22 protein-coding genes are annotated in these 17,484 nt (G+C 64.2%); all 22 read right to left on the reverse strand.

The features are described 5' to 3' along the window. Nucleotides 1-2,399, reverse strand: a 2,399-nt coding sequence (locus tag SSKA14_RS00005; protein WP_232281346.1) for a host specificity factor TipJ family phage tail protein, incomplete at its 3' end; no start/stop codon positions are given. After that, nucleotides 2,399-2,794 carry a C40 family peptidase gene (locus tag SSKA14_RS00010; RefSeq protein ID WP_008266524.1) on the reverse strand — a complete coding sequence of 132 codons (396 nt, stop codon included), beginning with the start codon at nt 2,792-2,794 and terminating at the stop codon, nt 2,399-2,401. The genes SSKA14_RS00010 and SSKA14_RS00005, both read right to left, overlap by 1 nt. Continuing rightward, a complete protein-coding gene (locus SSKA14_RS00015; RefSeq protein WP_040006548.1) occupies nt 2,794-3,255 on the reverse strand; it encodes a DUF1833 family protein in 462 nt (153 codons plus the stop codon). Before SSKA14_RS00015 ends, SSKA14_RS00010 begins: the two co-directional genes overlap by 1 nt. Beyond that, complete coding sequence (locus tag SSKA14_RS00020; protein WP_040006550.1) at nt 3,252-3,608, reverse strand: hypothetical protein; 357 nt, start codon at nt 3,606-3,608, stop codon at nt 3,252-3,254. Before SSKA14_RS00020 ends, SSKA14_RS00015 begins: the two co-directional genes overlap by 4 nt. A gap of 63 nt (nt 3,609-3,671) precedes the next feature. Beyond that, nucleotides 3,672-7,019: a phage tail tape measure protein gene (locus SSKA14_RS00025; protein WP_008264768.1), complete on the reverse strand. Its 3,348-nt coding sequence runs from the start codon at nt 7,017-7,019 to the stop codon at nt 3,672-3,674. 57 nt (nt 7,020-7,076) lie between these two features. Beyond that, entirely contained in the window at nt 7,077-7,433 is a 357-nt protein-coding gene (locus SSKA14_RS00030) for a hypothetical protein (protein WP_040006554.1), read from the reverse strand. A gap of 36 nt (nt 7,434-7,469) precedes the next feature. Then, nucleotides 7,470-7,712 (reverse strand): hypothetical protein, encoded by a 243-nt coding sequence (locus SSKA14_RS00035; protein WP_232281347.1) that lies wholly within the window; start codon nt 7,710-7,712, stop codon nt 7,470-7,472. 80 nt (nt 7,713-7,792) lie between these two features. Beyond that, on the reverse strand, nt 7,793-8,140 hold the full coding sequence (locus SSKA14_RS00040; protein ID WP_008265925.1) for a hypothetical protein: 348 nt from the start codon (nt 8,138-8,140) through the stop codon (nt 7,793-7,795). 3 nt (nt 8,141-8,143) lie between these two features. Further along, a complete protein-coding gene (locus tag SSKA14_RS00045; protein ID WP_008266612.1) occupies nt 8,144-8,596 on the reverse strand; it encodes a hypothetical protein in 453 nt (150 codons plus the stop codon). A 68-nt stretch (nt 8,597-8,664) separates the two neighbouring features. Beyond that, a complete protein-coding gene (locus SSKA14_RS00050) occupies nt 8,665-9,003 on the reverse strand; it encodes a DUF3168 domain-containing protein (protein WP_008268262.1) in 339 nt (112 codons plus the stop codon). After that, entirely contained in the window at nt 9,000-9,401 is a 402-nt protein-coding gene (locus SSKA14_RS00055; protein WP_040006559.1) for an HK97-gp10 family putative phage morphogenesis protein, read from the reverse strand. The genes SSKA14_RS00050 and SSKA14_RS00055 overlap by 4 nt, the downstream gene beginning before the upstream one ends. Continuing rightward, nucleotides 9,394-9,741, reverse strand: coding sequence for a head-tail adaptor protein (locus tag SSKA14_RS00060; protein ID WP_040006561.1), 348 nt, complete (start codon nt 9,739-9,741; stop codon nt 9,394-9,396). The genes SSKA14_RS00055 and SSKA14_RS00060 overlap by 8 nt, the downstream gene beginning before the upstream one ends. Continuing rightward, a complete protein-coding gene (locus SSKA14_RS00065; protein ID WP_008267712.1) occupies nt 9,741-10,049 on the reverse strand; it encodes a head-tail connector protein in 309 nt (102 codons plus the stop codon). The genes SSKA14_RS00060 and SSKA14_RS00065 overlap by 1 nt, the downstream gene beginning before the upstream one ends. Then, nucleotides 10,049-10,540, reverse strand: a complete 492-nt coding sequence (locus SSKA14_RS23910) for a hypothetical protein (protein ID WP_198283592.1) — start codon at nt 10,538-10,540, stop codon at nt 10,049-10,051. The genes SSKA14_RS00065 and SSKA14_RS23910 overlap by 1 nt, the downstream gene beginning before the upstream one ends. A 66-nt stretch (nt 10,541-10,606) precedes the next feature. Then, the gene (locus SSKA14_RS00075) at nt 10,607-11,818 is read right to left on the reverse strand and encodes a phage major capsid protein (protein ID WP_008265834.1); all 1,212 of its coding nucleotides are present in this window, start codon (nt 11,816-11,818) and stop codon (nt 10,607-10,609) included. Next, nucleotides 11,815-12,462, reverse strand: coding sequence for an HK97 family phage prohead protease (locus tag SSKA14_RS00080; RefSeq protein WP_040006564.1), 648 nt, complete (start codon nt 12,460-12,462; stop codon nt 11,815-11,817). Before SSKA14_RS00080 ends, SSKA14_RS00075 begins: the two co-directional genes overlap by 4 nt. After that, on the reverse strand, nt 12,455-13,711 hold the full coding sequence (locus SSKA14_RS00085; RefSeq protein ID WP_008267724.1) for a phage portal protein: 1,257 nt from the start codon (nt 13,709-13,711) through the stop codon (nt 12,455-12,457). The genes SSKA14_RS00080 and SSKA14_RS00085 overlap by 8 nt, the downstream gene beginning before the upstream one ends. Then, a complete protein-coding gene (locus SSKA14_RS00090; RefSeq protein ID WP_232281348.1) occupies nt 13,708-15,615 on the reverse strand; it encodes a terminase TerL endonuclease subunit in 1,908 nt (635 codons plus the stop codon). The genes SSKA14_RS00085 and SSKA14_RS00090 overlap by 4 nt, the downstream gene beginning before the upstream one ends. Further along, nucleotides 15,548-15,781 (reverse strand): hypothetical protein, encoded by a 234-nt coding sequence (locus SSKA14_RS23915; protein ID WP_232281349.1) that lies wholly within the window; start codon nt 15,779-15,781, stop codon nt 15,548-15,550. The genes SSKA14_RS00090 and SSKA14_RS23915 overlap by 68 nt, the downstream gene beginning before the upstream one ends. A gap of 834 nt (nt 15,782-16,615) precedes the next feature. After that, the gene (locus SSKA14_RS00100) at nt 16,616-16,978 is read right to left on the reverse strand and encodes a hypothetical protein (protein ID WP_008267637.1); all 363 of its coding nucleotides are present in this window, start codon (nt 16,976-16,978) and stop codon (nt 16,616-16,618) included. Next, nucleotides 16,978-17,256 (reverse strand): hypothetical protein, encoded by a 279-nt coding sequence (locus tag SSKA14_RS00105; protein ID WP_040006568.1) that lies wholly within the window; start codon nt 17,254-17,256, stop codon nt 16,978-16,980. Before SSKA14_RS00105 ends, SSKA14_RS00100 begins: the two co-directional genes overlap by 1 nt. Beyond that, entirely contained in the window at nt 17,253-17,456 is a 204-nt protein-coding gene (locus SSKA14_RS00110; RefSeq protein WP_008265830.1) for a hypothetical protein, read from the reverse strand. The genes SSKA14_RS00105 and SSKA14_RS00110 overlap by 4 nt, the downstream gene beginning before the upstream one ends. Nucleotides 17,457-17,484 lie beyond the last annotated feature (28 nt).

Below are 17,484 nucleotides of genomic sequence, written 5' to 3' on the forward strand. Positions count from 1 at the left end.
GAAAACACCGTGTCGCCCTGCACCACCTGGCGCTCGGTGATCCGCAGGTTGCTGGCCACCGGCCGGGTGCCCAGCTGGGAGCCGTTCTCCGGCGGGATGTACTCGCCGGTCTTCACGTAGTGCCAGTACTCCGGGCCCTCGGCCACCACGTCGACCGCGGCGCCCTTTAGATCGTTCTCCGGCTGGATGCCCACCACGCGCACGCGGTAGCCCGGCGTCTGCTTGAAATCGTAGATCCAGATCGTGTCCCATGCCGGGTTGCTGTCGCTGTTGCCCGGCAGCTCGGCATCGGTCGGCCAAGGGTCGGCCAGCTGCAGCTGGTCGCTTTCTCCGGTGAACGGGCGAACCCGCAGGACGCGGTACACCCGCTCGCCCGGGATGCGCAGGCCGATGTAAGCGCTGCCCTGCGCCGGGGCAGGCACCGGCACGTCGAGCTGCAGTGTCACGGCGCGCCCCGGCCCCATCGATGCAAACAGGACCTGACCGCCGAAGCCCCATTGCGTCAGGTCGTGCTGCAACGCCAGCACCGACATGCGGCCGTAGGCCAGATGCTCGATATCGGTGCTGTAGCTGATCGACTTGTACTGGTACAGGCTCTGCGCCAGGTGCCACCGGGCCAGCATTGCGGCATGCGCCTCGCTGGTGACGCCCTCTCCGGTCACCTGTGCCGGATTGAGCATGGTGGTCACGCCTGGCGCAGGCACGCGCAGGGTCTTGGCCTCCCACGTGGCACGGTCCAGGTAGCTGTATTCGATGCCGTCGGCGCCGTTGGCCAAGGTGTACTCGACCTGGAACTGCCCCTTCTTGATCGTGGCCATATTGACCACGCCCGACAGCGGCTGCTCATCGGCGGCCCACACCACGGCCAGTCGACCCTTCGGCCACGCGATCTGGCCGAAGCCTGCCAGCGCGATCGCGTCCATCACAGCCTGGTGGTTTCGCTTCTCGGCCACCTGATAGTCGTAAGTGAAGCCATTGGCCGCGCAGTGCAGCATGAAGGCCTTTAGCGCCTCCACGTCGATCTGGCTGTCGGGCAGGCCCATGCCGGCAATCCGAACGCCCGCCGGCGACTTGATGCCGCGGGCGTAAGCCAGGATCTGTGCGCCCGGGTTGCTGCTTTCTTCGGTGACCCAGCCGATGGCGTCGCCCTTCCACACCGGGATCGGGAAGGAATGCGCCACGCAGCGCAACTCGTCGGGGCTGCCGTTGAGCTGCCCGGAGGCCTTCATGCGGATGCCGATACGCGGGATGCCGTCATAAGTGGCCGTGTCAGGCAGCACACTGACGAGGTTGGTCCAGCTGAAGCTGGCCTGCGCATTGCTCCCGTCGGTGTTCAGACCCGCAGTCCGCACTCGCACTTCGTACTGACCGGGCGGGACATCGAGGCCATAGGTCGCACGGCGGGACTTCTGCGTCCGGCCGGCCACGGTGTAGTTGCCGAACGCGCGCCATCCGCTCTCGCCCACCGCCCGGTACTGGATCTGGATCTGTTCGCGGTTCTCGTAGTCGCGGCCCTTCTTGTCCGCATCGAAGATGCGGAAATCCATGTTCACCTGCAGCCGGATCGCACCCGCCGAGCTGGTGCGCTGGACCCAATTGCTGGGTGTGTGCTTGGGATCGCTGCTGGTGTCCAGGATCACGCCACCGTCGACGCTGCCAGAGTTGCTGTACAGCGGGATGGCCTCATCCGGCATGCCCGGGAAGCCGCTGTGCCAGACCTGCACCCCCTCGTAGCTGCTCAGCAGGGCGTCACCGTTGTACAGCTCGTCCACGCGGGCCACGTTGAGCCCCGGCGTCAGCACCAGCGACAGGTACTGCTCATCGCCCTCATAGTTCATGTAGGGCTTGCTGGCCACGTCCGGCGCGATCCGCACCGTACCGAGCACGAACGACAGCGGCTCATAGGCACGCATCCGGTTGCGTGGCGCCGAGATCGAGAAGAGGGTGTCTGCCGGCGTCGCTGCAGCGGCAGCGGGCAGCTTCGGGCCCAGCACCTTATTGATCAGCAGGCTGCCGGCCGCGTAGACCGCCACGCGTGCAAGCGTCGTCCCCAGCACCGTGGACGTGCCGATGCTGAAGCCGGCAATCGCCGCGCCGCCGAGGGTGAAGTAGGCCAGCGCGACCTGGGCCACCAGCCGGATCGCACTCTTGCCGACCACGCCCCGGATCTCGATCACCTGGCCGTGTTTCGGATACACGTTGCTCCACAGGTGCCGCTCGACCGGGCGGCCGCCAATGGTGACCAGCCACGCCTGCCCGTCCAGACCTTCCACATGGCGCGCAAGGAAGGCATAGAGGCTCTCCCCCGGGCGCAGGTCGGCCTGCAGGTTGCGCTGGCCATCCAGCATCACCGGATGCGGGGTGATGATCAGACGGCCGGCATCGGTAGGCGTGTGCATCAGGCCCATACGTAGTAACCCTCGATTCGAAGCCCGAAGTCGGGCAGATCGCGCACGCGGTGCAGCACGCTGCAGCCGTTGCGCTCGTTGCTGTGAAGAACCCAGCCTTCATGGGCCAGGAAAAAGAAAACCCCGGCGTGGCCGGGGTTTCGGTGTCCCTGATCGATCATCAGGACAAGGTCGCCGTCTTCGGGCGGTCCGTCTCGGCGATGGGCATAGGGCCGCGACAATGCCCCCAGCTCAGCTGCGCCCTGCAGGCCGCGCGGGCGACGCCCCGGTAGGGTGATCGCCCTACCGAACAGCTGCAGCTGCACGAGCACCACCAGGTCGGCGCAGTCGAAGCCGTCTTCGTCGTAGGGGACGCCCACGTACTTCTCTATCTCGGCCAGGCGCATCAGAAGATCCCCGGCAGGGTGAAGGGATTGGCCCGCAACGTCACGGCTTGCTGGCGCGTCAGGAAGTCCACCCCGAGCTGGGCCGATGCCGAGCGGGTGTTCACCACGACCTGCGTCATCGGCAGGTCGTAGCTCGACTCGATCACATTGGCATCGGCGCGGTCGGTAATCATCAGGCGCGCCGTGACCAACTCCCCCGGTTGCAACCGCTCCAGATCCTCGGTGATCGAACGGCCCACATTGTCCAGCACCAGTTGCGCCCGTGGCGCCTGCCCTCCCACGTCGTCAGGCAGCTTGAAGCCGAACGGGAAACCCATGTAAGACTTGCCCTGGCTAACCCAATCGGCCGTGTCGTTGACTATGCGCAGCACCTCCACAAACGACGGGGCGCTCAGTTCCAGCAGAAGCAGGATGCCGGTGGTGTCGTCGGTGCGCTGCCGGCGCTCAGTGAACGTACTCATCGCAGGTACTCCAGCACCAGGTCGCGCTTGGCGAATCGAAACAGCGTGTTGAGCGGCTGCAGCTTGCCGATCTTGCCCCCTTGGAAGCGGGCACGAATGATCTGGCCCGTGCGGGGGTGCTCAATGTTGAACCAGCCGATTCGCTTGAGGCTATCGAAGTACCAGGCTTCGAAGTCAGCCACCGCCTGCGCCGACCTGAACTGCACCGATGCCTCGATGGTCTGTAGGACGTGGGTGTTCAGCAAGCGCTGCCGAGGCACCCCCCGTTCCATTTCCGTACGCTCTACCGCCGGGTCGAATTCCTCTCCATAGTCCGCAAAGCGGATTTCGGCGTAACTGGGGAAAGTTTCCATCTGCTCCTCGCTTCAAACAGTCAATCTCATAGAGGCCGGCGCGGGGATACCGCGCCGGCCCACTCAGCCCATCGCGTCCTGCCACCCGTAGCGGGCCTGGCCTATCCGGCCCCACGAACCGCCATCGAGCTCCTCGTTGCCAATCTGGACGATCAGCTTCCTGATCTCCGATCCATCCGGCAGCGTCTGCGATTCCTCGCGCTGTTGGACCTTGCTGCCGCTGTAGTTGTGGATTTCCACTACCGGCCCGCCTTGACCGCCCTGGCGGCCGCTTAGCGCGACCCGAGCTGGAACCTGCCCGCCGATACCGCCAGCGTCGTAGCCACGTCGCAGTGAGGCGCGTAGCGCCTGGAAAGCCGATGGCCCGCCAAGCGCTCGCATATCGTCTTGGCTGAACACGCCCTCGCCCTTGTGCACGATGCCAGCCGGCTCCAGCCGCCCACCGTGGCCGGTGAAGCCACCGCTATCGAAGCCGGGAATAACAATCTTCTCGCGCTCTACGGCACCCACTGGACCGGCGAAAGCGTTGAACGCCGCATTGAACAGAGCCGACGTCGCCTGCTTGGCCGCGATCCGGGCCAGGTCGGCGATGATCGAGTTGGCCAGCTGGCTGAAACTGAGCTTGCTGGTCATCGCAAAGTTCACCAGCGCGTCTTCCATTCCCTGGAATGCGTTGGTGAATGCCTGATTGCTCAGCTCTGCGCTATTGGCTGCCTGCGCGGAGTAGTCCGCAAACGCGCTGTATGCCCCTTGCGACCAATCGCCAATGTAGCGCTGTCGATGTGCCTGGTACTGCGCTTCCCCCTGCAACGCCTCCTGGTGGTACTTGCCAAGCTCGGCCAACTGCTGCGCATACTGCTCCGCACTGTATCCCGCACCATTGTTGGCACTCGCATTGCGGTCATTCAGCGCAGACAGCCGGCGGTCGTACTCTTCCTTGAGCTGCAGCTGGCGACGCATGCGCTCCATCTGCTCGCTGCCAGTGCCGATGCCGGCCAGGTCGATCGCATTGGCCTGCTGCTGGGTAACGGCAGCCTCATTCAGCTCCTTCTGGAGCCGCAGCATGTCCTGTGCGGCCTTCTTCGCCGACTCTTGCGCCGCCAGAGCCTTGCCCTGAGCGACCGCCTCCTCCAACAGTGCCTTGACCCGCTTCTGCTCTTCCGCGCTCAACTTGCTCTTGGCCGAGGCCATCTCGTTCGTGATGACCACCTGGAGCTTCTGCGCCGCCGTCATGTCGTCGGTCAGGCCCATCTGCTCCTTATCCAGAGCGATCTGCCGCTTGATCCGGTCCATGATCGAGGTGTACTGGTTCTCCTCGGCCTTGTCGGCGGCAATACCAGCGCGGGTGGCCGCAGCGCTAGCCTTCTTCTCTTCCTTCGCCTCCTTATCCGCCGCAGCTTTGTCCCTGGTGAGGCGAATGTACTCCCCACCCGTGCGGATCATCTCCTGTACCTTTGGATCAGCCTGATTGCTGAAATCTACACCGCTCTTGGCCTCAGCTCGGAACCAGTCACGCACGTCCAGTGCAGCAACTTCCCGCGCGCTCTTGCCGATGCGCTCGATCTGCCCGGGCAGGGTGGATATAGCCTCACGGATCTTCTGGCTCGCCGTGCTGGCAGCGTTGCCCATTCCTGTGAGGGCATTGGCGTGGTCGCGGGCAGCGGCCGCACTCGTGGCCTGCTTGCCGGCGAACTGATCCAGTAGCCCACCCTGGCGCTGGTACTCGACTGCCAGGCTGGCAGCAGTGGCAGTTTGGAGGGTCAAGTCTCCAGATATTTGTTTGGCTGCCGGGGATCCCGCGATCATGGCCTTCCATGACTGCTCCAGGCTGGCGGAGAATTCATCGGCGGTTATTTTGCCGGCCTGCAACTGCTGCCGCAGCGCGGTCGTAGACCCGATGAAGGACGAAGCCTTGTCCGCCGTGGCGAAGTTGGAAGCTGCGGCGTTCATCGCCTGGATTGCATCAGCGATGCCGTCATAGTTCGACTTCATCTCCTTCTGCAGCCGCAGAATCTCGCCTGCCTGCTGCTGACGGTTCAGCTCGCGGAACTTCTCGATGGCTTCGGCTGCGGTTCCATTGAAGTCGACCAGCGCGCGGTTGGCCTCCACAGTGTTGTTGCGGAACAGAAGCCAGCTGGCTGCTGCGCTACCTACCATGAAGGCCAGGCCGCCCCAGCCGCCGACGAAGGCCAAGGCGCTTTTGGCCGCCAGCCCCATGCTGCTGGCCGTCGCCGCAACTCCTTGCTGGGACCTCGAGAGACCATCAAGCGCTACCTTGAGCTGCCTGGCTGCCGCCACGCGGTTTGCATCGGCGGCGATGCTCCCGCCGTAGGCCGCTGCCCTTCGAACCTCCATCTCGGCAGAGACGAGGTCGGCGCGAGCCTTTCTCACCTGGGCAGCGGCTGCGGTTTCGGCCGCCATCGCTTGCTCCAGCATCGCCTGCCGGGTTGCTTTGAGGCCTCGGACCCATTCGGCGGCTTGGCCGCCCAGCTTCACCGCCGCAAACGATCCCAGCAGGCCAGTGGCCACCGGGAGAATGGTGTTCATGTTCTCCAGCAGCACCGTGGCTCCGCGCAGGCCCGCCGCCACCGTCTCCGAGAATGCCCCCTCGCTCAGCTCGTTCTTCATGTCCCGCCAAGCGTTGCCGACGCGGTTGGCCTCGGCCTGGATCGACTTCGAGGCATCCTGCCAGCCGGTGGACATTTCGTTGAGCGCCTGAATCATGGCCGGGGTGAACGTCTTGGCGTCCAGCAAGCCGCCCTGCAGCAGCTGGTCAAACGACTTGCCGGCCAAATCGGTGCCCTCGATCATCTTGAGCACTGCATGCTGGAAGCGCGGAACCACACCGGGGAGGGCCTCGCCCAGCTGCTGCCGCAGCTCCTCGGCCTGGAACTTTCCCTTGCCGAACGACTGCGAAAGCGCGGTGATCGCGCGCGACACCTGGTCCGTAGACAGATGCATGGCCGTGGCCGAGCGAGACAGGCCGATGAATAGCTCCCGCTGGGTCGACATAGCGACGCCGTTGGGTGTAGCCGAGGCCGTCAGCTGGGTGAACCCGTCAGCAGCCGTCTTGAGGTCGAGGCCGAGATCCTTGGCTGTCGCCGCGACGAACGCATAGGCATCACGGGCAACCGCGGTGGAGCCGGTGGCACCGCGCAAGGCGTTCTGCATCGCCTCGAACTCCTTCCGAGCATCCACCAGCGCCGACACGCCGCTGCGGATCGACTGGAAGCCCACGAAGGCCACCGCCGCCCTGTTGAGGTTGGCGATAGATGTAGCCGTCTGCGCGGCCTCCCTGCGGATCTGGCCGAGGTTCTGATTCGCCACGCGGGCTGCATCGATCATGCCGGCGCGATAAGCGGCCGTATTCGCGCGCAGTTGCACGTCAATTGTTGCGGCGGTGGAAGCCATGGCACCCTCAAAGAAGAAGGGCCGCCTCTCGGCGACCCCTAATGTGATTTACATGTTCTACCGCTGGAACTGCGGTGGTTCGCCGGAGTATTGCACCCCGTCTACGATGCGTTCGGTCTCGTAGAAAACCGTAAGCATCTTCCATGACTTAGCCTCACTTATGCGGCAAAAAACAATCGCCTCGCCCTTGTCTCGGCCGCGTTCCAACTTGTACCAAAAATCACCACAGCCAGAAACACGATTAACCGCAAGTGTCCTTGCAATCTTGTAGAACGGCGGCCCCTCACCGTGTATCCACTCACCGGGATAGCTCGGACCCCGCGTGCATGCTTTAAACGCAAGCAATATGGAAATCAATAGCCCAAACATGACGATGAGAATTCCGATAGGGATGTTCTTTTCACCCGTGTTCATTCGCTATACCCGTATTCACCAAGCGAAGATCCTACATCAGTGAACCGAGTTCTTTGCCGACGCCGCCTGGAACAGCTCGGCAATCTGTTGTGCACGGGCAGCGCTTTCGTCCACTGGCTGCGGGGGCTCCCGCACCAAGAGGAAGTCCTTCGGGCTCGTCTCGTTGCCGTGGACCCTGGCCAGCACGTCGGTCAGCTGGGCCAGCATCTCCTGCAAGGGCTGGTCCAGCGGCTCAATGCGCGCGAAGGCGTACATCTCCGTCAGCTGGCGGGAATCCATCCCCGCTAGCATCTGGTCTGGATGCGGGAAGCCGAGGCGCCACGCGATGCGAAACTGAAGCCGGCGCTCAGGCCGGCTTGTCAGTTTTTTTCAGCGGCCTCGATGGCGGCATCACCGAGGGCGTTGAGCTTCTGTGCGGCGCGGAACACGCGATCGAGCGCCGCAGCCGACTTCGCACCCAGCTGGGCTACGTCCTTGTCGGTGAACAGGCGGTCGCCCTTCTCATCGACCAGGCACAGCGCCACGAAGCGGGCGCGGAAGTCCTCGGTCTTGGTCTTCTCACCGCCGTAGGTGTCCTGCTCCCACTTGTCGCGGTCGCTGGCCGACATGGTGGAGATTCGGACGGTGCCGCCCCACTCCTTGACCTCCAGGTCTTCGGTCTTGCGGTCGGAGGCGGCGAGGATCTGGCTCTTGTTCAGCAGGGTCATGGCTTATGGTCCGGTCGGGAGGGTGACGATGGTGAAGTCGCGCGGCAGCAGGTCCGCAGTGAAGGTCAGTACTGCGTTGGTGCCCGGGGTGACGTTGAAGCCAGCGACCTTGCCAACGAAGGTGGCGGCGTCGCCGGTTGGCAGCACCATCAGGAAGTACAGATCCTCATCCGGATCCGCATCGCGCAGGATCTCCTGACCGGCCGACTTTCCCACCGGCCAGCGGTGGCCTGCAACCTGCACGGTCTGGCCGCCAGCCAGGCCGGCAATGTTCTCAACCTGCGTGGATTTCAGATTGGTGGCGTCCAGCGTGTTGGCCTGGCCACGGCCGAACGGGAAGCCCGTCAGGCCATCGACCTCGGTATAGCCGGTCGGATCGTTCGGGGTCGTGGGCTCCGTTCCCTTCTTCACGTAGAGCGCAGAGTCCTGCGCGGAGATCGCTTCGTTCTTGGCCATGGTTGGCTCCTTGGGGTAAAGAAAAGCCGCCCGGAGGCGGCCTGTTGGTTGCAGGGGGTAGCGGGGCCTCAGCCCCAGATGGTCACGTCGAAACTCGCGCGGTGGAGCGAGGTGTCGGCCTCGTAATCGTCCGGGTTGTCGGAGAGGTCCCCGACCCTGAGCAAATCCGGCAGACCGTCCTTGAGCTTCTCGGCAAGCTCTCGGACAGCGCCTTTCTTTGCGCCCCATACGTCGATCTGGAAGGTGCCCCGCTCAGCACCGGCGCCAGAGTTGAGGGTGGCGTGTCGCCGGCCGCCAGCACGCTGGTAGGTGACGTACAGCGGTGGCCGGTCCTTCGGAGCGGGAAACGGGTAGAAGGCTGGCGTGATCGTTGCGGCTGCGGCAGTGAGGCGCAGATCCAGGTTCATCGGCGAGCCCTCCGCATTTCGTCCTGAACGGCCTCACCGAGGGCATCGCGCATGGTTCCGACGGCTTCCTCCGTCTTGGACTCAGCTGCCGGACGCATGAAGGGCCACGCCGCCATCTTCGATGTGCCGTACTCGCCGAACTTGCCATAGAAGGCCGAGCGAGGGACCTCCACAGCGAACCGCATCCAGCCCTGGTCGTCGCTCCGCTCCCGGACCCGGATCGAACGCCGGAGCTTACCCCGGGCGATTCGGACACGGTTTCTGGCATCGTTGCGGACCACGATGGCACCGCGCCGCATGCCCTTGCGCAGAGCCCGGCGCGCGGCCTTGTCCGACAACTCCAGCAGTGCCGTTTCAAGCTCGCTCAACCCGGTGATGTGGATATCAAATTCAGACACGCCTGTACCTCGCGATAAGGTTCATCTGGTCAGGGCGTTCACCGTCGCGTACGGCGATGACCGTCATTGGAACACCGGCCCGATCCCCCGTCTGGCGCACTACCTGCCATTCCTCGGCAATATCGCCCCTGTGTCGAATGGTCAACCAGCGCAACACGGGCGCGGTGATCGATCCAGACTCGACTCCGAGGACGGCGGCCGTTCCCCGAAGGGAAAGCGGCTCATCACCGCACATGACCTCGCCTACGTTGACGAACGTCAGCGATTCCTCGCCGTACTCGTCACGTGTCTTCTCGGGGCGCTGCAGCAGAAGCCTCCAGCGCAGTTTTCCAGCACGCATCAGAATGCCTTCCTGTACCAAAGGAGGCGCTCTACGCCGAACTGGATCTCGGTCGAGACCTCGCCGACGATGACCGCCTCGCGGTTGGATACCCAGTGCCCGACCAGCAGCAGAGCTGCCTGCACCACGTCCGGTTCCAGCTTCAGCTGGTCGGGCCCGACAGGCTCACCCTCGACCAGCTTCCGGTCGCAATGCTGCTCGATATGCGCCAACGCAGCTGCCACGTACTGCTGCAGCAGGGCGTCGTCCACGTCGGCAACGATGTTGCACTGCTTGCGCACCAGTTCCAGGTCGAGGGTGACGGCCATTACGCGGGATCCTTCTTCTGGGCTTCAGCCAGCGCCGCTGCCAGGCGGGCAGCGCCCCAACGACGGTCGAACTCGACGCCTGCGGCTTCCAGCTGCTGGATCAGGAGCGCCCGCTCATCGGCACCGCCCTGGTCGGAGGTCGGCGCACTGCCAACGGTGGCATCGGCGGTGGTGGTGGTGGCGGTCTGGCCCGCACCATCGGAGCCTTCACCACCGCCCATCTGCGTGCTTGCTGCGCCTGTCGCGCCGTCGTTGCTGGCTGCGTCGACCACGTCGCGGCCATCGCCCTGCTTGACTTCACTGGGCGCGGCCGGCTTCGTCTCCCGGGGCGCAGCGCCCTCGTGGATCTGCACTACCAGGCCCTTTCCGACCAGCGCGTGTCCGTATTCCGGATCCACGCCGTCGAAAACGTCGTCAGCCTTCACATCGGCGGATGCGGCGTTGAGCTTCGGGGCGTCACCGCGGAAGCCCCAAACAGCTTTGATCTTCATGTTCCTGCTCCGTATCGGAAGAGAGAAGCCGGCGCAATGCCGGCTTCGCTCGGGATCAGCTCGCTATCAAGCCTGCGGCTTGAAGCGTCCCTTCACGAATGCCTCGACGCGGCGCTTGGCCAGGCCCAGGCGCTCTTCGACCAGCAGCACGCGCTGGTTCTTCACGAAGTCGTCGTTGATCAGGCCGACCTTGAACAGGAAGCTCATGCGGTCGTAGATCGTGGCGCCACGCTGGAAGTTGGCGACCAGGAACTCGCCACCGGTGGTGGTGCCGTCGCCCTCGTCCATGCTGTCGGAAGCGACCACCGGGCGCCCCCACAGGATCGGCGTCACGAAGCCCTGCAGGTTGGCGAACAGGTAGCGATTCTGGCTGTCCTTCTCCAGCTCGATGTTCATCCAGTCCAGCTCGGTCATGACCGTGGCATCGGCCGCCAGCTTCGACTGCTGACGCACCTGGTAGATGGCGCGCCGCACGGTGTCGATGGACGTGTCGCCGGCCTTGGACAGGGCCGCATTGAACACCGTGGCGTCGGTCATCAGGCCCGGCAGGTTGTTGCCCAGGCCGTCACCCTTGAGGATCTGCGCCTCTTCTTCCAGCTTCAGGTCGTAGCGCAGCAGCTGCTGCAGGTAGCCGAACAGCTGCGGCACGTCGTCCAGGGCTTCGTCGGTGACCGGGATCCAGACCGCCAGCTTCTTCACCAGGTCGGTCTTCTGCTCGAAGGTGACGTTGCTCTGCGGCTTGGCCGTGCCCTCGCCGACCGGGCCGGCGCCGCGGGTGTGCAGCTTCTCACGGAAGTAGGTGTAGCTCTGGCCGGTGACGGAGATCGACGGGATCATGTCGCGGATGCGCAGTTCCTGGCGGATGCCGGGCTGGATGGTCGGGTCATAGTTCGGAACCACGATGCCGGCGCTGGTGACCGCCTTGGTCTCCTGCATGGCCGCCAGCTCGTCCTTCTTGATCTCGATCTCTGCAGCCGACTTCTCACGGCCCATCAACGACTTGTATTCGTCGTTGCCCTTGATGAAGTCGATGAAGCCCTTCTTCGTGCCGGGCTGGTTGCCCAGGCCGATGCCCTTCTCTTCCAGCTTCAGGACCTTGTCGACAACCTTCTGGATATCGTCGGTGGCGGTCTGGATCTGCTTCTTCAGGTCGGTGGTGACCTGGTTGCCCTTCTCGATCTCGGCCGAGGCGCTGTCGTACTTCTTCTGCAGGCCGGCAAAGCCGTCCTTCAGCTGCTTTTCCAAGCCCTCACGGATATCGCTGATGTTCTCGCTCATTGATGCATTCCTTTGAAAATGGATTCGATGGATGTGCCGAGTTGCTGCAGCTGCTTCACGGTCTCCGTGTCCCCAATGCCACCGTCACGGTGGATCGCGGGAAAGCCGAGCGAGGCGACGGCCGCCGCCTCTTTCTGGGACAGCCCCATGCGTTCGCGCAGGGCCGATTCGAAGGCGCGAACGTCGGACTTGACGCTCATCACCTGTGCTTCCGGGTTCATGCCGAAGGGGACGACCGAGGCCTCCCACAATTCGGCCTTCTTGATGACGCGCACCCGCCGGCCCTCGCGGGTCTCCATGGCGTCTTCCAACGTGTTGAAGCCGACCGACATTTCATCGAGCGTGCCGGCCTTCATCAGCTCGTAGGCGTCCTTGGCGTAGCTGACGTTGAGGTTGACTTTGCCCTTCAGGTGCAGGCCGTTGTCGTCCTGCTTGAACTCGGCATCTCCGATCAACCGCGTCAGGTTGTGGTACAGCGCCAGGCGTAGTCGGCCAGTGCGGGTCGTCTTCACCTTGACGAAGGCACCCGGGACGATCAGGTCCTCACCGAGGTCCACGTTGTTGAACACCGAGGCGTAGCCCTCGAAGTTGCCGGCATCGTCTGCCGCCTTGACCTCGAACGGGCAGGAATACTTGCTAAGCATTGGCGGGATCTCCCGTTGGGTCGCTACTGGAATCGGGTTTATTGCTGGTCCATCGGGTGACCTGGTCGTACTGCTCGCCCTCCAGCACAGGCAGGTTCTCTTTCACCCGAACCTCGTTGATCGTCATCCAGCCCGAGCCGCCTGATCCGCCGAGGGCGGTCTTGTAGTAGGTAGATCGCGCGCCGCTGTCGGCGCGTAGCAGGCCCTCTACAACGGCCTCCACGAACATGTCGCCATCAGCGAACAACTTGTCGTTGATCTCGCTCTCGATAGCGTCCAGGTAGGGCTTCAGGCCGAAGGTGACGAAGCCGCTGGTCTGCTGCTCCAGATTCGAGCCAAGCACGGAAGTGGAGCGGGCGCGGTTCGTCAGGTAGAGCGGGACGCCCCAGATGCCGGCAAGCGCCTCTTCCTGAAACTGCTGCGATTCGATGAACTGGCTGTCTTTCTGGGTCAGGCCGGCCGGCGTGATCGTCGGCCCGCCCTGCAGGATTGCCATCTTGCCCAGGTCGTCCACATCGCCCTGGCGGATATCCGGCAGCTTCGCCTTGATTTGCGCCTGCTGCTCCTTGGTCAGGAACCCCGGATAGATGATGTATCCACCGGTGAAGCCGCCCTTGCGCATGAAGCGGGCCGACCAGTCCTGCGCAGCGCGAGCCAAGCCGATGGTTTCCGCCTGGTACTCGACTGGCGAAAGGCCAACGATGCCGTCCGGACTGAACAGCTTGAAGTGCAGCATGTTCTCCGGAGACACCGGAGTTTCGCTGCCGTTGATGTTGGCCCAGTAGATCAAGCCGTCGTCGGTGTCGATTCGGATGTTGTCCACCGCCACCGGGATCAGGCCAATCCAATCGCCGCTGTAATCGCGTCGAATGATGACGAACGCATTGCCCCGCAAGGCCATGTTCACCACCACCGCTTTGATCAGGTCCAGCCACTTGATGAAGGGGTTGGGCTTGCTCAGCAGGCGCAGGAGCCGCCGCCGCTGCGGGCTGGTTCCCTTGACCAGCGCTCGCACGCCGTTCTTGTCCTCATACAGCTTCCAGGGCAGCCCTGCGGCCGACTCGGTCAGGACCTTGACGCACGACCAGACGATGCTGACCGTCAGTGCATTCTTGGGCGTCACCCGAACGCCCGCCTTCGTGCCGCGGCCACCGGTAGATAGGTCGACCTCCACGTAGTTGCCTGTGGCGGGGTCGTCGTATCCGAGGAACCGCCAGCTCAGCGGGTTGTACCAGCGAAAAGTTGTCATCCGATCAGCCCAAAGAAGCCGTTTTCCAGGTAGTCATCGATGCCGCCGGCATCGGGCGGCATGGCGTGTGCCGCGCCAATGGCCATGCATAGGGCCACCGCGGCGTCGATCTTGTTTGCCGATCTGGCCTTCGACAGCCAGCTGTTGCCCCAGCGGTCCGATTCGATGACGGCGGACATGATTGCGGACACCAGAACGGGGTTCCGGCGCAGGCGCAGGCGGCCTTCCAGCAGCGCCTCTTCCAGCAGACGCAAAGATCCGGGCATCCACATGCCCTCTGGAGCCGGTTGCCCCGACTGCTCCGCGGCCTCGACCGCGGCCTCCAGAGGCTTGCCCTTCTTGCAGCCGCCCTGCGGGTGCTCGGCGAAGGTCACCGACAAGCCAATGTCGTTGACCTCTTCCTCGAACCTGCGGAACGCGTAGCGGTCGTACGCGACCAGCTGCACGTCATACCGGTTGTCGTACTCGGCCATGACCTGGGCCACGTGCCGGAAGTTGATGGCCTGCCCTTGTGGCGCGTGCAGGTATCCACCGTTGACCCACGTGCGGTATGGCAGCTTGTCCTGCAGCTGCCGCGCGTCCAGCGTGTCGCCGGGCGTCCAAGCCTCAATCCAGGCGTCGAACGTCGGCTTCTCGATGACCAGCTTCTCGCCCTCGACTTCAACCTCCACCGGCACTGTGCCGGTCTCCACCACCGCCGCCATCGCGGTGATATCGCGAACCTGCGACAGGTCGAGGCCGAGGTAAACCTTGCGTCCCTCATGCAGGCGCGGGTCGAAGTCGGCCAGCGCCGGTTCCAGCGTTGGACGCGTCATCCAAGCGGTCTCCGCATCGGTCCACACACAGAAGTGCAGACGAAGAATGCCGTTCAGTGACCCGGGGATGGCCTTGGCTTGCGCCACCACGTCCGCCAGGTACTGCTCGGTGATAGTTACCCCCAACAGGGGATTGGCCTTCGCCCAGCAGCTGGGATCCTCAAGCGGGTCGTCCCCGTCGTCCAAGCTGCACACGTAGCTGAAGGTTCGGTCGTCGATCACGTCGCCGACGAAGGTCGGATCATTCACCGCCTCGGTGTGGCCGGCGGCGACCTTGACCGCATGCTCATGCTCTTCCCAGCACACCGAGGTTCGGTCGCTGCCGGAGTTGGTGATCATGAACAGCAGCGGCTCGCGGCGGAACTTGAAGCCGCGCTCCAGCATTTCGATGATTCGCCGGTCGGGAAGCTCGTGCACCTCATCGACCAGCACGAAGAACGGTCGAGGACCAGACCCGGTGCGGCCGGTATCGCGCGACACCGGCCGGAAGAAGCTCGCGCTGGCGTGGTGCGCCATGCTGAACTCACGACCCTCACCGCCAGCGAACTCGATGCGCTTGGCCAGGAGCGGCGACTTCTTGACCATCTTCACCGCGTCGGCGAACAGGATGCCAGCCTGGTCCTTTTTCGCCGCCGCCGAGTAGATCTGTGCTCCAGCCTCGCCTGCGGCCGTCATCCCCAGCAGGCCCAGGCCACCGGCCAGCGGGCTCTTGCCGTTGCCCTTGCCCTGCTCGATGTACGCGCGGCGGAAGCGCCGAAGGCCGTCGGCGCCCTTCCAGCCGAAGAGCGAGCCGATGATGAATGCCTGCGAGGGGTGCAGCTCGAACTTCCGGCCTTCGAACTGCCCCTCGGAGAGCATCAGCACGTTCTCGAAGTACCGGAACGCGTACTCCGCAGCCTCGTGGTCAAAGTAAAGGCCCCTTTCGGGGCCTTCGATCAGATCCTGCAGGTGGCGGCGACAGGCGTTTCGCACGTGCGGCCCGGCAACGATCCGGCCGGCCACCACGTCCAGGGCATACGCCTTAGTGCGGTCGGCCGGCGCTTGGGCCACCGAAGAATTCTTCGCCTTGGTCGTCTTCGTCACCGCCATGCGAGACCTTCGATTCATCCACAGGTGTGGCGCCCAGCTTCGAAAGGATCGAACTGAGCGCCTGGGTTGCTGACACGCCGAATTCGGCTTTGGGGTCTTCCATCCGCGCCGTCCAGAGGCACGCCAGGCGGAGAAGCACCCGGTGGCTGGAGTTGAGCCACGACATTTCCGATGCGAACTCCTTCCACGCCCGCTTCTCGGCCGCGGTCATAGTCTTGAACGGCTCGCCCAATGGGCGCGTGCCTTTCGGTCTCTTCCTCCCGGCATGCCGGCCTGGGTTCTTGATGGCGGCGCCGCTTGTCGCAGCCTTTGCGACGGGCAATCGGGGCCTTGGCATGAATTCCTCGGGAAAATGCGGGATTTCTTGGCAGGAATGGCCCGCTCGAGGGTCGTCCCGTGAATTGTGGATACGCGAATTTAGGGGGACGGTCGGTCTAGCTCGCGGGCGGCGGCATAAATTCGCCCCCCCTACCCTGCGCGACGTGGAACGCGTTGCCGTGGAACCGTTCACGTTCCGACCGGCCACCCGTCGTCGTCGCACCCTCGGACCTGCACCGCACCCCGTTCCAGACGCGCCTGATCGACGTTGTGGCAGTCGGCGCACTGACTGTCGAAGGGTCCAGTCCAGAACATCTCCTCCGTCTCTCCAGGCGGGTGTCCGTTCGTGTGGTTGCATACCGTTGCCACCGTCACATGCCCGCGTGCCTTGCAACGACTGCACAGCGGCTCGCGCTCCAGCTGTGCCTTGCGTGTGCGCTGCCAGCGCGCGGTGCCGTATAGGTGGGCGAAGGCGCTGCCGCCCGTCTGCCGGGTCCTTCGGCCACGAGCCACGCTCACTGGCCAGCCCCTGCAGCCCGGATCACCAAGCCACGGCGTATCCACCACTCCACCCGATCCCAGTTAGGTTCCATGCCCGTTGCCCGGGAGAACCACACCACAGCAGCCAGATACCACCGCAGCCACCAACGCACGCGGACAGACGCGGTCACGGTCGCGTGCATCAGAACTCCTCCACTTCCCAGCCACCACCGTCACGCTTGCGCCTGACCTTCACCGCAATGAAGCGGAACGGGTACATGGCCGCGGCGATCTTGATCTTGGCCCGTGCATCGTCCTGCCAGTGCCCCTTGACCTCGTGGCACTCCATGACCCCGTCGGCAGCCATGACGGCAAAGTCCGGCGTGTAGAACGTGTTGTCTGCCAGCCGCAGCTTCATGCCCTCGAACCGGTGCCACTGGACCCCGCCTGCGGCCTGCAGCGCGCGCAGCCGCTCGGCATACGCGGCCTCGGTCTTGTTCATCTCGCCAGTCTTCAGCCGGCCCAGCGCCAGCACGCGGCGCTCCTGCGCCGTCTGCGGTGCCATCAGCGTGGCTCCGGCACAGGTTTGCCCTGCACCCGGTCAATGGCTTCGAGCTGCGCCTCGTACTGCACCAGGCATCGCTTGCGACCATTGCTCACGTCGAACACCGCCGATGGTGGCGCCTCCTTCACCCATTTGCAGCGCTTGCGCAGTTGGGCATCGATCGGCACGTAAGTGGTCACCGGAACCGTGATGACGGCTGCCGGCGGCGGGTTCGGCTTGGTAGGTGCGGCCTGGCAGGCGACCAGCACCGAAACCGCCAGCAGGAGTGGGAACCTCATGGCGCGATCCTCTTGCCGAGAGTGATGGGCGATTCCAGGGTGCGATCCTCCTGCACGAACGCAGCGGCGATCTCCAGTACCAGGTCCACTGCCATGCACCACAGGTGCAACGCCGGAACCTTCGGGCTGCCGGTCACCTGGGAATCGCTGTCTTCGCGCAACCAAGCAGGTACTCCGAACAGGCGGCCCTCGTGGGTCATCCCGGCCTCAATGGCGCTTTCCCTATCG

This window comes from Stenotrophomonas sp. SKA14 (genome assembly GCF_000158575.1).
GTDB lineage: Bacteria > Pseudomonadota > Gammaproteobacteria > Xanthomonadales > Xanthomonadaceae > Stenotrophomonas > Stenotrophomonas forensis.

Excerpts from the sequence above, each read along its gene's own strand:
- SSKA14_RS00010 (WP_008266524.1), bottom strand. The coding sequence starts at position 2,794 with ATGCGCCTGGCCGAGATAGAGAAGTACGTGGGCGTCCCCTACGACGAA.
- SSKA14_RS00015 (WP_040006548.1), bottom strand. The coding sequence starts at position 3,255 with ATGAGTACGTTCACTGAGCGCCGGCAGCGCACCGACGACACCACCGGC.
- SSKA14_RS00020 (WP_040006550.1), bottom strand. The coding sequence starts at position 3,608 with ATGGAAACTTTCCCCAGTTACGCCGAAATCCGCTTTGCGGACTATGGA.
- SSKA14_RS00025 (WP_008264768.1), bottom strand. The coding sequence starts at position 7,019 with ATGGCTTCCACCGCCGCAACAATTGACGTGCAACTGCGCGCGAATACG.
- SSKA14_RS00030 (WP_040006554.1), bottom strand. The coding sequence starts at position 7,433 with ATGAACACGGGTGAAAAGAACATCCCTATCGGAATTCTCATCGTCATG.
- SSKA14_RS00035 (WP_232281347.1), bottom strand. The coding sequence starts at position 7,712 with ATGGATTCCCGCCAGCTGACGGAGATGTACGCCTTCGCGCGCATTGAG.
- SSKA14_RS00040 (WP_008265925.1), bottom strand. The coding sequence starts at position 8,140 with ATGACCCTGCTGAACAAGAGCCAGATCCTCGCCGCCTCCGACCGCAAG.
- SSKA14_RS00045 (WP_008266612.1), bottom strand. The coding sequence starts at position 8,596 with ATGGCCAAGAACGAAGCGATCTCCGCGCAGGACTCTGCGCTCTACGTG.
- SSKA14_RS00050 (WP_008268262.1), bottom strand. The coding sequence starts at position 9,003 with ATGAACCTGGATCTGCGCCTCACTGCCGCAGCCGCAACGATCACGCCA.
- SSKA14_RS00060 (WP_040006561.1), bottom strand. The coding sequence starts at position 9,741 with ATGCGTGCTGGAAAACTGCGCTGGAGGCTTCTGCTGCAGCGCCCCGAG.
- SSKA14_RS00065 (WP_008267712.1), bottom strand. The coding sequence starts at position 10,049 with ATGGCCGTCACCCTCGACCTGGAACTGGTGCGCAAGCAGTGCAACATC.
- SSKA14_RS23910 (WP_198283592.1), bottom strand. The coding sequence starts at position 10,540 with ATGAAGATCAAAGCTGTTTGGGGCTTCCGCGGTGACGCCCCGAAGCTC.
- SSKA14_RS00075 (WP_008265834.1), bottom strand. The coding sequence starts at position 11,818 with ATGAGCGAGAACATCAGCGATATCCGTGAGGGCTTGGAAAAGCAGCTG.
- SSKA14_RS00080 (WP_040006564.1), bottom strand. The coding sequence starts at position 12,462 with ATGCTTAGCAAGTATTCCTGCCCGTTCGAGGTCAAGGCGGCAGACGAT.
- SSKA14_RS00085 (WP_008267724.1), bottom strand. The coding sequence starts at position 13,711 with ATGACAACTTTTCGCTGGTACAACCCGCTGAGCTGGCGGTTCCTCGGA.
- SSKA14_RS00090 (WP_232281348.1), bottom strand. The coding sequence starts at position 15,615 with ATGGCGGTGACGAAGACGACCAAGGCGAAGAATTCTTCGGTGGCCCAA.
- SSKA14_RS23915 (WP_232281349.1), bottom strand. The coding sequence starts at position 15,781 with ATGTCGTGGCTCAACTCCAGCCACCGGGTGCTTCTCCGCCTGGCGTGC.
- SSKA14_RS00100 (WP_008267637.1), bottom strand. The coding sequence starts at position 16,978 with ATGGCACCGCAGACGGCGCAGGAGCGCCGCGTGCTGGCGCTGGGCCGG.
- SSKA14_RS00105 (WP_040006568.1), bottom strand. The coding sequence starts at position 17,256 with ATGAGGTTCCCACTCCTGCTGGCGGTTTCGGTGCTGGTCGCCTGCCAG.
- SSKA14_RS00110 (WP_008265830.1), bottom strand. The coding sequence starts at position 17,456 with ATGACCCACGAGGGCCGCCTGTTCGGAGTACCTGCTTGGTTGCGCGAA.